This is a genomic window from Streptomyces sp. NPDC045470 (genome assembly GCF_040646595.1).
Taxonomy (GTDB): Bacteria; Actinomycetota; Actinomycetes; order Streptomycetales; family Streptomycetaceae; genus Streptomyces.
Window position 1 is genome coordinate 482,941 of sequence record NZ_JBEZAN010000003.1, and the last position, 13,682, is coordinate 496,622.

Here is a 13,682-nt window from a genome sequence, read left to right on the forward strand (position 1 = left end):
GGGTCCGGGGCTGCGGCGGGTGCGACCCCCGCCCCGACCCGGCCCCGAACCGGGGCCGCCCCTGCCGGTTCGTACGCGGGAATGCCGACCCACGCCCGTAAGGCTGCCGAGGTGGCCCGAAACGCCGCCAAGAACGCGACATGGGCGGCCCAGGCCGCCGACGAGGCCGGCAAGGCATCGGACAGGGCCAGCGAGGCGGCCGGCGCGGCAACCAGCGCCAGCGCGAACGCGAACGCGGCCGCCGACGCGGCGATGCAGGCCAGTGGTTACGCGGACGCGGCCGGCGCGCACTCGGCCGAGGCGCAGGCAGCCGCCGCCCAGGCCAAGCGGCACGCCCGCGAGGCGTCCCGGGCCGCCCAGTCGGCCACCAGTCTGGCGAAGCGCTCCGCGTCCGCGGCCTACCAGGCGCGCGACGCGGCCAACAGGGCCGCCGCACACGCCAAGAAGGCGGCGGACGAAGCCGACAAGGCCGCCGAGCACGCCGGTGAGTCGGAGAAGGCCGCGGGCGAGTCCCGGCGGCACGCCACCGAGGCGCAGAAGGCCGCCGACGAAGCGTCCAACGCGGTGAAGAAGGCGCGTGAGATCTTCGACCTGGCGCGCGAGACCGAGGCCGAGGACCTCAAGACCCGTACCGCGACCGCGATGGACCTGTCCCGCGATCTCAAGACGGAGTACGAGGACGGTAAGGCACGGTCCGAGCACGCCGCCAAGGAGGCCAAGGAGCTCGACGCGGAGGCCGACCGGCTGGCCGCCAAGGCCGCCGAGCCCGGCGCCGACCCCCGGCAGACGGCGGTCGAGGGCCGCAAGGTGGCGCTGGCCGCGCTGAAGACCCGGGAGGCGTGGAGTCAGGCCGCGGCCGCGGCCGCCCTCTCCGGTTCGGACGAGGACGTACGCAAGTACGTGCGCGTCGACCGGCAGCAGGCCGCCGAGAAGGACGAGCGGAGCCAGGTCGAGCGGCTGGCCGAGGAAGGCCTGTCCACCCCGGTCCGGGAGGCCGCCGAGAAGACCCTCGCGGGCAACGCGGAGCAGATCCACCAGTTCCTGGTCACCGGCCGGCACGAGGCGGCCGCCGCCGCGTACCGCACCAAGGCGGTGCAGCTGTCGAGCACGGGCAGCACCCAGACGCGGGCGGCCGCCAAGGAAGCGATCAAGGCGGGTACCACCCAGGCTCTGGTGGACTTCCTCGACCAGGGGCAGTTCGACGCCCGGGAGGCCGACGAGCGCACCCGCGCCATCCAGCTGTCCAGCAGCGGCAGCCCGGAGGTCCAGGCCGCGGCGAAGGTCGCCCTGGTGGGACCGCCGCAGGTGATCCGTGCCTTCGTCCAGACCGGCCAGTACAAGGCGGCCCGTCAGGACCGGCTCACCGCCACGCACGTCGCGGGGGTGCAGCAGCTGATTGCCGAGGCGGCCGGCGTCGCGGCCACCGCGCAGCAGAACGCCCACCTAGCCGACGAACACGCCCTGCGTGCCGAGAAGGCCGCCGAGCAGGCGCGCAAGGCCGCCAACGCCGCCCAGAAGTCGGCCGACGAGGCCGGCGACTACGCGAAGAAGGCCAAGGAGTCCGCCCGGCAGGCCGAGGCGTCCGCCGCTCAGGCCGCCGAGTCCGCCCGACAGGCCCGCGCCGCCGAGGCCGACGCCAACAACGCGGCCACCCGGGCGGTCCGGTCCGCCACCCAGGCGCAGTCCTGGGCCAACTACGCCCGCGGCTCGGCCGACCAGGCATGGACCGCCGCCGACGAGGCGCGCGCCTCGGCCACCGCGGCGGGCAAGGACTCCCAGGCGGCCCAGAAGGCCGCCGACGAGGCCAAGCAGATCGTCGTCGACAAGCAGCGCAAGGAAGCTGCCGAGTGGCGGAAGCTCCAGGAGGCCTGGAAGAAGAAGTTCGCCGAGGCGAACGAGTCCCAGGAGGAGGACGACGACGACGGCTGGCCGGACTGGGCGCCGGGCTGGCTCAAGAAGGGCGCCGGCGCGGTCAAGGACGGCGCGGAGACGTTCGCCGACTACACCACGTCCATTCTCACCAACGGCGACATCTGGGCGGGAAGTTTCGAAACGCTCCTCGGCCTCGGCGGGATCGGGCTCGGCGCCTCGGGCGACATCGGGGGCGGCTTCCTGTGCGCCACCGGTGTCCTCTGCGTGGCGGGAGCTCCGGCGATCGCCGTGAGCACCGGGGCGATCATCGGTGGCGCGTACGCCACCGCTGACGGCATCGGCCGTATCGACGAGGGTCTCGGGACCGCGCTTCGCGAGGCCCGTAACAAGCGGGCCGGCAGCAAGGGCGGCGGCAACGGGCAGACGCCGAATATCATCCACGACAACGTCAAGAAGGTGATGAATGGCGAGCGGCCGCAACGCCTCAATGACAAGGGAAAGCCGGACTACTACGAAGGCCGCAAGAACACTCCGGCCAGTGTTCTGCGGAAGTGGAAAGACGCGAGGATCTATGACATGGGAGACGGTAAGAACTACTACCGCATCCTCGTGAACAAGCATGGGGAGATCGGCTGGATCACGGAGCACAACTACAACCGGGTCACCATCTACGACCCCCGTGGGTAGCCATCCGGAGGGATCACGAGGCGCGTTCCGCGCAAGGCTCTTGAGAGCCGCTGACGCCGCCTCCCCCAACTGAAGCGGAGGGCCTTGCCGAGTTCCCACTCGGCAAGGCCCTCCGTCGTCCTATCGGAGCTCGACCACCACACCAGACCCTTCGAGGCGTTGCACGATCTCCTCGAAGTAGGCGAGCTCTTCCTCAAGGCTGTCCACGACCCCGGCCAGTGAGCTACGGGCGGTCTCCGCGTCGTGCCAGACCAGCGTGAAGGGTGGCACCACACCGGCCCCGCCGGCGAGGCAGTCGTTGAACGACGGCCAGTCCATACCGTAGTACCCGCCGGGACCGTGGAACGCCTCGCCCAGGGCGCAGTGCAGCCCATAGATGTCCGTGACGTAGGTGCCGTCGACGTGGTAGGTGCCGCCCGACACGTCGGCGCGCCCCGCGGCCTGGTTCCGGAAAGCGACCTTGAGCCACTCGTGCCTGCCCTCGGGCGTGAACCGGGCCCACTCGTTGAGCGTGTCCGGAACCCCCTCGTACCAGGCCTCCCAGACCGGTTCGGCCAGAAGCGGAGGCGGGTCGTCGACACCGTCGGTGAGCGTGATGTCGAGCAGGTCTCCCCCGAGGACGGACGGGCGCACCTCGCCGACCTCCAGCGCAAGGCTCCGGGACGTCATCGGGCGGCCGGAGCGGTCCAGCGCCCACAGCTCGGCGGCTGCCCCTGACTCCGGCGTGTCCAGCACGGCCCGCAGCCGCTCGGTGGGTTCGCAGCCGATCAGCTTCATCGGCTTCTCCGGAGCACCGGCCCGTTCGACGTACAGGCCCTCGACTCCCTGGCAGGTGCCGAGGGAGTCCTTCGCGAACAGCTCGAACCGCCGCCGCCCGGCCGGATCGGAACGGCCCTCCTCCGGCTCGTTCACCCCCGCTTCCATGACGACATCGATCAGGGCGGGGTCACTGCCGCTGGGGCGCCGGTCGACGACATCGGCGTCGATCAGCCCCCACCACTCCACCGGCCGCTTCTCGTTCCAGACTTCGAGGCACAGCTCACCCAGCCGGGCAACCGCCCCGGCGGGCTGCTCGACGGCGGTCCGCAGCGGTCCGGCCGGGTCACACCCGAGAAAGGTCAGACGCTCCCTCGGGGCAGGCACCGGATCGGCGAACAGTCCTTCGGTGTCGGCGCACCGGGCCCACACCTGTTCACCGCCGTCGGCCGCCAGAAGATACCGCAACGGGAAACCGCGTTCCCAGCTCCAGCGGCCGTCCTCAACCTGCATATTTCCTCCTGAACCGCGAATGGCAGAACACGTCTACGAAGCTCCATTGAAGCACTGCCGGCGCAGGAGAAATCACCCTGCCGGAGCAGGCTGCTTCAGACTGCCGGGCGGATGAATTCACCCACGTGCCGACCGTTCGCCTTACCGAACCGGCTTTATCGCGCTCCCTTACCGCACCACCTCGAAAGCATCCGCCGCCGACGCCCCGGCGGGCCACGACGGCCACCCGTGCACCGGCGGCAGGGCCACGGTCCGCCACCACGGGTCCACGATCTGCTCGTCGGCCGGTTCGAAGGGTTTGCCGGGCAGTGGGGCGGCCACCTTGGCGTGTGCCGCGCGTGCTGCCGCGACCGTCCGTTCCACCGGCTCGGACCAGGGGTGCGGGGCGAGGTTGAAGGTGCCCCAGTGGATGGGGAGGAGGGTGCCGGACGGGGTGCCTCCGGACAGGTCGAGGTGGGCGCGCAGGCCCTCCTCCGGCGTCATGTGCACATCCGGCCAGAACTCGCTGTACGCGCCTATCTGGATCATCGTCGCGTCGAACGGGCCGTGTTCGGCGCCGATGTCGGCGAAGCCGGGGAAGTAGCCGGTGTCGCCGCTGTGGAAGACGCGGTGGTCGGGGCCGGCCACCGTCCAGGACGCCCACAGGGTGTGCTGCGGGCCGCGCAGCCCGCGGCCGCAGAAGTGCTGCGCGGGCGTCGCGGTGAGCGTCAGGTCACCGACGGACGCCGACTCGTGCCAGTCCAGTTCGGTGATCCGCTCCTCGGGCACGCCCCACAGTTCGAGGTCGGCGCCGATGCCGAGCGGTACGACGAAACGCGTGCCCGTACGGATCAGGGCCTTGACCGTCGGCATGTCCAGGTGGTCGTAGTGGTCGTGCGAGATCACCACGGCGTCGACCGGGTCCAGGTCCCGGAGCGGGAGCGGTACGGGGTGCAGGCGCCGGGGGCCCGCCCAGGTGAACGGCGAGCAGCGCTCGCCCCAGACCGGGTCGAACAGCACCCGGTGCCCGTCGATCTCGGCGAGCACGCTCGAATGCCCCAGCCACGTCAGCCGCAGCCCGGAGGCGGGCGGCTCGCCCCAGTCCGCCGCGGTGGGCCGGTGCACGGGGATGCGGCCGACCGGCGCACGGCGCAGCCGGCCCTCGCGGCTCAGTTGCTGGCGGGCCACGGCCAGCGCGCTGCCCTGCGTCATCTGCCGGGTCGGTACGGGGTTGCGGAACTGGCCGTCGGCGAACTGCGGTGATCTCTGTATCCGCGCCAGCCGCTCCCCGGTGGGCCACGCGCCGAAGACGGCGGGGCGGCGCAGCCCGAACCGCTCTGCGGGACGCGGGGCGGACGAGGACTCACTGCGGGGTCGGGAGCCGGGCACGGCACCTCCATGGATCGGAGCGGTAGCGCTGTCAACGAGTCGCCGTGCGGTGAACGGACCGCCACGCTGACGGGTTCCGGCACGCCGGCGTCCGGGCTCCTGGTGTCCGCCGCGGACACCGTGGCACCCGGACACGACACGTGTTCCCTGCGCATACCGAACCACTCGGCCGCTCCCGGCATTCCGTGGCGGGCCGTGCGGCCCTACCGTCGTGGCATGAGCCAGACGCTGCCGCCTGGGCAGCCACCGGAACGCGAAGACGCCCCGGGCGGTACGCCCTCCGGCGGCGGAACGGCACCGTTGGACGGAACGGCACCGTTGGACGGAACGGCACCGTCGGACGGAATGACGTCGTTACCGCCGCAGGGCGTGGCGGGACAGCCGGGGGCCGCGGATCACCCCGGTACGGACCCGAAGGGCAACGCCCCCGCGGCCGACGACCTGCCCGCGGACGGCCTGCCGGCGACCGGTCCGCCTCCGGCCGAACTGTCCCCGGCCGACCTCCCCCCGCCCGTGGCCCGCGCCGCCCCGCACGTGTCCCGGCCGGGCCTCCGCCTGGTGGCCGTACCTCTGGCGGTCACGCTCGGCCTGCTGGCCGTCGCCGCGCTCGGCACCGGCCTCGTCGGGCGGTTCGGGGCCGCCGAGTCGCCGGAGGCACGTGCCTTCACCTCGCTCCTGGAGTTCGACCTGTGGAGCGCTCTGGTAGGCGCCTCGATCGCGCTGTACGCGGCGGTGGCGTACGCGATGTCGTACGCGGTGCACCGGCGCTGGCGGCAGCCGATCGACCGGCCGGCACCCCGGGCCGTGGCGGTGCTGGTGGCGGGGGCCGTCGTGCTGCTGGGCGCCGTCTTCGGCATCCTGCGCTTCTTCACACCGCCCGGCAGTGTGCCCGTACCGCTCGACGGGCTGGCGTGGCGGATACCGCTGCTGCTCGTCCTGGGGATGCTGGCGGCGGCGCCGGGCGCGGTGGGGCTGTGGGACGTCCAGGTCCGGCTGCTGCGGCTGAGCCGCCGGCTGCCCACCGAACCGGACGTCCTCGCCCCGGTGGGAGCGCTGCGGGAACTGCACCGCGGGTGGCGGGACGCGGTGCGCTTCCTGACCGGCGGCAGCCTGATCATCTCGACCGCGGTCGTCGACGCGGGCGCGCTGCGCAACGCCCTGCTGGCGTACGGCGTCCCCGAGAAGACCTTCCCGGCGTCCTCCGTGCTGCTCTACGGCGCCTTCTTCAGCGTGATGTTCGCGCTGGTCTTCCTGCCGGTCGTGGTGCTGTGGCGATCGGTCGCCGGCCGGCTGGTCGAGGCGACGGTCCGTATCCCGGAGGCCGACGAGCTGACCGAGGACTGGGTGGAGCGCCGGGCGCGGCTGGTGGCCTTCCTGCGCCTGGACGTCTCGCTGCCGAAGGTATTGGCCCCGGCTTTCGGCATCCTGGCGCCCCTGGCCACCGGCGTGGTCAGCCTGTTCCTGCCGGGCGGGGCACGGTGACACACCGCCCGGCGGTCTCCTGGCGCGCCGTCAGGCCGCCCGCTGGAGCGGTACGACGCTCGTCGGCGGGGCGCCGGCGCCGGGCCGGAGCGGCAGCAGTACGGTCCGCAGCACCGTGCGCGGAGCCATCAGGCGGGACGGCGGCGCGGTCAGGCAGGAGACGTCGCGGAACGCGGCGCCGAGGGCGGGGTCGACGACGGAGCGGAGGATGAGCCGCTGCACGTACCAGGACATCAGCCGCTCGCCCAGGCTCGAGCGGGCGTCCGCGCCGCTCGCGTACGGACGGTCGGCGCCGATGGCGATCATCCAGGCGGGCTCGGTGGCGCGGGCCACCGCGCGCTGCGCCCGCCGCGCCAGCCCCGGGCTCAGGCCGCCCCCGGATTGCAGGGTGCGGCGCAGCGCCAAGGCGTCCAGCGCGGCGATCGACATGCCCTGCCCGTAGACCGGGTTGAAGGTGCAGTTGGCGTCGCCGACGACGACGAACCCTTCGGGAACGGCGCCGGGCCGTTCGTAGTGCCGGCGGCGGTTGGCGGTGTCACGGAAGCCGTAGACGGGCGAGACCGGTTCGGTGTGCGGCAGCAGGCCGTGGATGTACGGGTCGCCGATCGTGGCGGTGAAGTCGGCGAAGCCCTGGTCGTCGGTGGGCGGGTGGTGGCCGCGTACGCCCGCGGCGGTCAGCAGCCAGGTGCCGTTCTCGACCGGTACGTACACCGCGCCGCGCGGACTCCCGGGCCAGCCGGGGATGTTGATGCCCATGTCCGGGGCGCCGGCCGGGCCGGTGGGGCGGAACATCCGGGTCGCGTAGGCGAGGCCGGCGTCCACGGTCTCCTGGCGCGGGGCGGGGCGGCCCAGTTCGGCGAACCACTGCGGCGCCTTGGAACTGCGCCCGGAGGCGTCGACGACGAGCACGGCGGGCACGGTCCGCTCGGCCGGACCCGCTCCGCCGGAGGGCCCGCCGCCCGGCCGGACCCGTACCCGCACGCCCGTGACCCGCCCCGCGTCGCCGGTCAGGCCGACCGCCTCGGTCGCCTCCAGCACCTCCAGGCGGGTGGCCGACGCGGCCGCCGCCCGCAGCACGCGGGCCCGTACGACGCCGTCGATCACCGGGCGGGTGACCGACAGGCACCCGTGGCGGCGTTCTTCGAAGCGGTGCTGCCAGCCCACGGAGGTCCGGGTGACCAGGTCGCTCGGCGGGTAGAGGGTGCGTGCTCCGGCGTCGGTGAACGCCTGACCCGTGCCGGGCAGCAGTTCCTCCAGCGCGCGGAGGCCGCCGCTGAGGAAGACGTGCAGATGACGGGCCTGCGGTACGCCCTTACGGAAGACGTTTCCGGCCGGGTACCGGTCGCGTTCGACGACGGTGACGGTGTCCACGTACCCGAACAGGGCGGTGGCCGCGAGCATCCCGGCGAGCCCGCCGCCGATGACGACCGCGTGCCGCTCCCCAGCCGTTCCGGTGGTCTCTTCCACCGCTGCCCCCGTCCTGCCGCCAGGGCGGCCCTTCAGGTCCGGCGGACGGCCCTCGCCCCACCGGTCGCGCACGGACTCTCACCCTCGGACCACCGGGCGGCGCTGTCAATCACCACTCTGCGCACTTGGACGCGCCGCCCACGCGGCGGTACCGGCGGGGCGGGTCCCTACTTCCGGCCCACTCCGCCGTAGAAGATGATGTTGTTCAGCTCTTCCGGGCCCGGGGGCGGCCCGTCCGGGCGCCACAGCGGCACCCGCACCACGCCCGGCTGCAGCAGCTCGAACGGCCCGAAAAGCGGCTCGATCCCGCTCCTGGTCCGCAGGTTCAGGGTGGCCGTCGCGTTCTTGTAGACGTCCAGCACGCCGTCCCGGGCCCGTTCGTCCGTGCGGCCCTGCTCGTACGCCTCGTACGGTTCGCCCGTGGCGTGGGACAGCACGAGGACACTGCCGGCGGGCAGGGCGCTTGCCAGGGTGGCGACGATCCCCGCCGGGTCCTCGTCGTCGCGGACGAAGTGCAGGACGGCCACCAGCAGCACGGCCACCGGCTGGTCGAAGTCGATCAGTTCGCGCACCGTCGGGTGGTCGAGGATCGCCTGCGGGTCGCGCACGTCGGCCAGCACGAAGCCGGTGTCCTCGGTGGTCGTCAGCCGCGCCCCCGCGTGCGTGGCGACGATGGGGTCGTTGTCCACGTAGACGACCCGTACGCCGGGCGCCGTCTCCCGGGCCACCTCGTGGGTGTTGGGCGAGGTGGGGATGCCCGTACCGATGTCGATGATCTGCCGGATGCCGCCGGCGACCACCTCGCGCACCGCGCGGTGCAGGAACGCCCGGTTGGCACGGGCGCTCAGCCGCACCTGCGGGTGCGCCTCGATGACGCGCTGCGCGGCTTCCCGGTCGACCTCGTAGTTGTCCCGGCCGTCCAGGTAGTAGTCGTACATCCGGGCGGGGTGCGGCTTGCTGGTGTCGATCTCCTCGGCCTTGAAGGCCGCCGCGTCCTGCAGCCCCTGCGAGCCGTCCTCGTCCCACGAGCCGATCACGCCCCGGGAGAATTCCGTTTCCGTCACGCCGTCCTCCGGTCGGAGCCGCAGCCGCAGCCGCACGGCGCGGCGGTGAGCAGGAAGTCGGCGGCGCCGGCCTTCGCGCCCTCGATGAAGCTCTTGATCTCACGGTGGGTGTAGATCAGGGCCGGGCCGCCCGGGTCGGTGGACTGGCGCAGCGCCACCCGTCCGTCACCCAGTCGCAGCGCCTCGACGCACTCGCCGCCGTTGCCGCCGCTCCACGGCTTGTGCCAGCCGTCGCTGCCCAGCTCGGTGGCGGGCATGCCGTTGTAGATGCGTATGCGATCCATGGTTCAGATCTCCTTGCGAAAGCCGCCCAGAAGGGCCTCGGTGGTCTGTGCCGGTGCGGCTTGCGCGCACATCCGGTCCAGTGCCTCCAGGAACTGCGAGACGTCGTCGCGCTGGTCGAAATAGACGGCGCCCACCAGGTTCTCCGCGTACGCGATGTCGGGCAGTTCCGGGATCGGGAAGCGGAAGATGTGGAACGGCCCGTACATCGAGGGGTGCGGTCCGGCGGCGAACGGAATGATCTGCAGCCGGACGTTGGGCAGGGTGGTGGCCTCGGCGAGGTGGGCGATCTGTGCGCGCATCACCCGCGGGCCGCCGATCGGGCGCCGGAAGACGGTCTCGTCCATGACCACCCAGAGCATGGGCGCGTCGGGGCGGGTGAGCAGCGACTGCCGCTCCAGGCGCAGCGCGACCGCGCGGTCGATCTCCTCCCGCGCCGCGTGCGGCATACCGGCGCGCAGGACGGCGTGGGCGTACTCCTCGGTCTGCAGCAGCCCCGGTACGTAGTGGGGCTGGTAGCCGCGGATGAGGTTGGCCTCGCTCTCCAGGCTCACGTAGGCGCTGAACCACTCGGGCAGCACGTCGCGGTAGTTGTGCCACCAGCCGGGCCGGTTGGCCTCGCGCGCGAGCTTGAGGAAGCCGTCGATCTCGTCCTTGTCGGTGACGCCGTAGGTCGCCAGCAGCTTCTCCACGTACGGGATCTTGAGGCCGACCTCGGCCTTCTCCATGCGCCGTACGGTGGCGTGCGTGACATCGAGCGCGGCGGCCGCCTGCTCGTAGGACAGCCCCGCCTTCTCGCGCAGGTCCTGCAGCCTCTTGCCGAGCACCACCCGCAGGACGGTCGGAGCGCCACCCGACCGTGCTTCCGCCACTTCTGATCCCCTCCCACTGACACGAGTGATCAGCAGTGTGTCATGCCGTCAGCACACCGAACAGACTGCGCTTGCGATTCTGCAAATTACACATTGATCCTTGCCATCGGTGACCAACATCGCACATAGTTGCGGAGTGGCTTCCTCCAACAACGCTCCTTCGTTAGGGCGCTGTGGCGGCTTCGTCGCCGAGCGTCTCCGGGACGCGTTCCACTTGCCGGCCCGCAGCACCTCCGTACCGGAGGCGCGCAGACGCGTGATCGCCGTGCTGCACGAGTGGGGCGCGGCAGAACAGGTCTGTGACGACGCCGAGTTGGTGGTGTCGGAGCTGTTCACCAACGCCGTACGGCACACCGACAGCGAAAAGGTCGACTGCGAACTGACGGTCGTCGGCGCCTTCCTGCGCCTGGAGATCACCGATCAGGGCCGGGGCGACTCGGCACCGCACGTCCAGCCCGGCAGCGTGGACAAGGAGTGCGGCCGGGGCCTGTTCCTCGTGGGCGCGCTCTCCGAGAGCTGGGGCGTGCGCCCCGACCCGTCCGGCCGCGGCCGCACCGTCTGGGCCGACCTTCCCTACGGGCCTCCCGCCGCACACTGAAACCGCCGCCCGCGCCTGAACGGCGGGCGGCGGTGTGGCATGGCCGTCTCCCTTGTCACGGCTTCCGCTGCCGCTACAGCGGGAGCAGATCCGGCCGCTTCGGCTCCACGTGATCACCGGAGGACTCGCCGCGCAGCCGGCGGCCGATCCACGGCACCAGATGCTCCCGCGCCCAGTGGATGTTGTCACGGCGCGCCTCGGCCGCGGTGCGCCCGGCCTCCGGCGGCCACGCCTGGTCCGGGTCGGCCGGGACGTCGAGGCCCAGCACCTGCGCGGCGCGCAGCGCCACCCGGGTGTGCCCGTCGGCCGACAGGTGCAGCCGGTCCTCGCTCCAGGCCCGCCGGTCCTGCACGGACTTCAGCGACCACAGGTCCAGGACCGGGCAGTCGTGCCGGTCGGCGATCGCCCGGACGTGCGCGGTGTACGTCGCGATCTTGCCGCGCAGATGCCGCAGCACCGGCATGCCCCGGGTGTCGAACCCGGTGCACAGCAGCACGGTCCCGACCTTCTCCCGCAGGTCGGCGACGGCCGCCTCGTACCGCTCGGCCACCGCGTCCGGGTCCGAGCCCGGCCGCAGGATGTCGTTGCCGCCGGCACAGAACGTCACCAGGTCGGGGGCCAGCTCCTTGGCCCGCGGCACCTGTTCCTCCACGATCTGGTCCAGCAGGCGTCCGCGGACCGCGAGGTTGGCGTAGCGGAACTCGCCCTCCGCGCGCCGGTCCGACAGCAGGACCGCCAGCCGGTCCGCCCAGCCGATGTACGCCCCGTCACGGCCGGGATCCCCGACTCCCTCGGTGAAGCTGTCCCCGACGGCTGCGTACGACCCGATGGCGCCAAGTGCGCCACTGCTCATCTTCTTCGAATCGTCTGCCACGTCAGGAAATACTTCACCCCGGGAAGTGACTTACGCCACCGTAACCAGGGGTTGACGTGGGGTGATTAATGCCACCCGGTCAAATTCTGATCAAGTCGGAATAGAAAACGAGGACGATAAACGGCTTTTTTCAGTCGTTTGTCGGGGTGTGGACGTGGCTGAGCGACGGGGGGCGGAAGGCGGCCGGCGGCTCCGCGAGCATGGCGTGCGCACCGCTCCGGCTCCTCTCCGGCACGGCCGCCGAACCAGCCGTCACCGGCCTGATTGCGGGCTGCACCGATGTCGTATCGTCAAAGTGGCCCGCCTCGTCGACGAGCAGCGTCGGCGACCTGTCCCGAGGAGCGCCCGTGACCCAGCAGATCCCGGAGGTCCCGTCGACCGACTCCGAGCTCGCGGAGGTGCGCAACTTCCGTGACGTGGGCGGGTTGCCGACCGTGGACGGGCGCCGGGTGCGCAAGGGCCGGCTGTTCCGCAGCGGTCACCTGGCGGCGGCCACCGAGGCGGACGCCGCCTTCCTCGCCGGTCTCGGGCTGCACACGGTCTTCGACTTCCGCAACGCCGCCGACATCAAGCTGGAGGGCCCCGACGTCACCCTGCCCGGCGTACGGAACGTCAACATCCCGCTGACCGACCCGGCCGACGGCGCCGAGTTCTGGGCGATGGTGCGCGACGGCGAGCTGGGCCACCTGCGTACGGCGCTGGGCGACGGCAAGGCGGCGGACCGGATGGCACAGACGTACCGCCACATCATCACCACCCGCACCGCCGACCACAGCCGCGTCCTGCACGCACTCGCCGAGGACAGCGTCCCCGCGCTCATGCACTGCGCCGCCGGCAAGGACCGGGCGGGCCTGTCCGTGGCCGTCACCCTGCTCGCGGTCGGTGTCGAGCCGGAGGCCGTCGAGGCCGACTACCTGGAGTCCAACGCCGCGCACCGCCGGTACAAGGTGCGCCGCTCCGACACCTCGGCGGTCGGCATGTCCCCCGAGGTCATGGAGCTGCTCGCGCCGCTCTTCGACGCCCGCGCCGAGTACCTGGCCGCGGCCCTCGACGCCATCAAGACGACCTGGGGCTCGACGGAGGCGTACTTCAGCGAGGGCCTGGGGCTGACCCCCGAGACCCGCGAGCGGCTGCGTTCCCAGCTTCTGGAGGACTGAGCGGCTCCTCCCCCGTGGTCACTTGCCCAGCTTCGCCGCCAGTTCGGCACGCCGGGCGAACTTCTCCTCCTTGGCCTCCGCCATCTCCCGCAGCGCCGTCTTGCGCTCCCGGGCGGCGAGCCGGTCCAGGTAGAGGTGGCCGCGCAGGTGATCCGTCTCGTGTTGCAGACACCGGGCGAAGTACCCCCTGCCCTCGATCACCAGAGGGTTGCCGTCCTTGTCGCGGCCCCGTACGACGGCCCGGTCCAGGCGGGGCACCACCCGGTAGGGGCCGGGGACCGACAGGCACCCTTCGGACTCCTCGACCAGCCTGCGGTGCTCGGCCGGCACCTCGTCCAGGACCGGGTTGACGATGTGCCCGACGTGCCGCACGCCCCAGTCGTCCGTCATGTCCCACACGAAGATCTGCAGGTCCACGTCGACCTGGTTGGCGGCGAGCCCCGCGCCCTCCGCCACCTGGTTGGTGGCGAACATGTCATCGATCAGCCGGGAGAGTTCCGGCGTGCCGAACCGGGTGACCTCCCGGCACGGGCGGTGCAGGACCTCCTCCCCGACCACGGTGATGCGGCGGACCGCCCCGCGCTCCACTTCCGGCGCGAGCCGCGGGTAAGCGTCCACAGGTTCGCCCTGGACCCGTACCCGGCGGTCCTGCGGGGTGTCACCGAAACCGACAGTCATGGAGTATCAACG

Annotated in this window: 12 protein-coding genes; 4 read left to right on the plus strand and 8 right to left on the minus strand. The window is 72.2% G+C overall.

All coding sequences use genetic code 11. From position 1 onward, the window contains the following. The first annotated feature begins 111 nt into the window (after positions 1 to 111). Positions 112 to 2,559, plus strand: coding sequence for a hypothetical protein (locus tag AB0A97_RS12440; protein WP_361148141.1), 2,448 nt, complete (start codon positions 112 to 114; stop codon positions 2,557 to 2,559). A 120-nt stretch (positions 2,560 to 2,679) separates the two neighbouring features. Here the strand turns inward: AB0A97_RS12440 and AB0A97_RS12445 are convergent, their stop codons facing one another. Together AB0A97_RS12445 and AB0A97_RS12450 are read right to left on the minus strand one after the other, a co-directional pair. Further along, positions 2,680 to 3,828, minus strand: a complete 1,149-nt coding sequence (locus AB0A97_RS12445) for a barstar family protein (RefSeq protein WP_361148142.1) — start codon at positions 3,826 to 3,828, stop codon at positions 2,680 to 2,682. A 168-nt stretch (positions 3,829 to 3,996) separates the two neighbouring features. Beyond that, complete coding sequence (locus AB0A97_RS12450) at positions 3,997 to 5,196, minus strand: MBL fold metallo-hydrolase (protein WP_361148144.1); 1,200 nt, start codon at positions 5,194 to 5,196, stop codon at positions 3,997 to 3,999. A gap of 345 nt (positions 5,197 to 5,541) precedes the next feature. On the opposite strand from AB0A97_RS12450, the gene AB0A97_RS12455 reads away from it, so the two are divergent. Next, positions 5,542 to 6,678: a hypothetical protein gene (locus tag AB0A97_RS12455; RefSeq protein ID WP_361148146.1), complete on the plus strand. Its 1,137-nt coding sequence runs from the start codon at positions 5,542 to 5,544 to the stop codon at positions 6,676 to 6,678. A gap of 30 nt (positions 6,679 to 6,708) precedes the next feature. Here AB0A97_RS12455 and AB0A97_RS12460 read toward each other — a convergent pair whose 3' ends face one another. From AB0A97_RS12460 to AB0A97_RS12475, 4 genes are all read right to left on the minus strand, one after another. Beyond that, on the minus strand, positions 6,709 to 8,145 hold the full coding sequence (locus AB0A97_RS12460; protein ID WP_361148148.1) for an FAD-dependent monooxygenase: 1,437 nt from the start codon (positions 8,143 to 8,145) through the stop codon (positions 6,709 to 6,711). Positions 8,146 to 8,312: 167 nt separating this feature from the next. Continuing rightward, positions 8,313 to 9,179 carry an SAM-dependent methyltransferase gene (locus tag AB0A97_RS12465; protein WP_361148782.1) on the minus strand — a complete coding sequence of 289 codons (867 nt, stop codon included), beginning with the start codon at positions 9,177 to 9,179 and terminating at the stop codon, positions 8,313 to 8,315. A gap of 26 nt (positions 9,180 to 9,205) precedes the next feature. Continuing rightward, on the minus strand, positions 9,206 to 9,493 hold the full coding sequence (locus tag AB0A97_RS12470) for a DUF397 domain-containing protein (protein ID WP_361148149.1): 288 nt from the start codon (positions 9,491 to 9,493) through the stop codon (positions 9,206 to 9,208). 3 nt (positions 9,494 to 9,496) lie between these two features. Then, positions 9,497 to 10,363: a helix-turn-helix transcriptional regulator gene (locus AB0A97_RS12475; protein ID WP_361148151.1), complete on the minus strand. Its 867-nt coding sequence runs from the start codon at positions 10,361 to 10,363 to the stop codon at positions 9,497 to 9,499. 136 nt (positions 10,364 to 10,499) lie between these two features. Between AB0A97_RS12475 and AB0A97_RS12480 the strand changes: the two genes are divergently transcribed. Beyond that, positions 10,500 to 10,961 (plus strand): ATP-binding protein, encoded by a 462-nt coding sequence (locus tag AB0A97_RS12480; RefSeq protein WP_361148153.1) that lies wholly within the window; start codon positions 10,500 to 10,502, stop codon positions 10,959 to 10,961. A 73-nt stretch (positions 10,962 to 11,034) separates the two neighbouring features. Here the strand turns inward: AB0A97_RS12480 and AB0A97_RS12485 are convergent, their stop codons facing one another. Beyond that, on the minus strand, positions 11,035 to 11,835 hold the full coding sequence (locus tag AB0A97_RS12485; RefSeq protein WP_361148155.1) for an SGNH/GDSL hydrolase family protein: 801 nt from the start codon (positions 11,833 to 11,835) through the stop codon (positions 11,035 to 11,037). A 347-nt stretch (positions 11,836 to 12,182) separates the two neighbouring features. Here AB0A97_RS12485 and AB0A97_RS12490 point away from each other — a divergent pair, with 347 nt between their 5' ends. After that, complete coding sequence (locus AB0A97_RS12490; RefSeq protein ID WP_361148157.1) at positions 12,183 to 12,992, plus strand: tyrosine-protein phosphatase; 810 nt, start codon at positions 12,183 to 12,185, stop codon at positions 12,990 to 12,992. Positions 12,993 to 13,010: 18 nt separating this feature from the next. Here AB0A97_RS12490 and def read toward each other — a convergent pair whose 3' ends face one another. After that, positions 13,011 to 13,670, minus strand: coding sequence for a peptide deformylase (gene def, locus AB0A97_RS12495; protein ID WP_361148159.1), 660 nt, complete (start codon positions 13,668 to 13,670; stop codon positions 13,011 to 13,013). Positions 13,671 to 13,682: the final 12 nt, after the last annotated feature.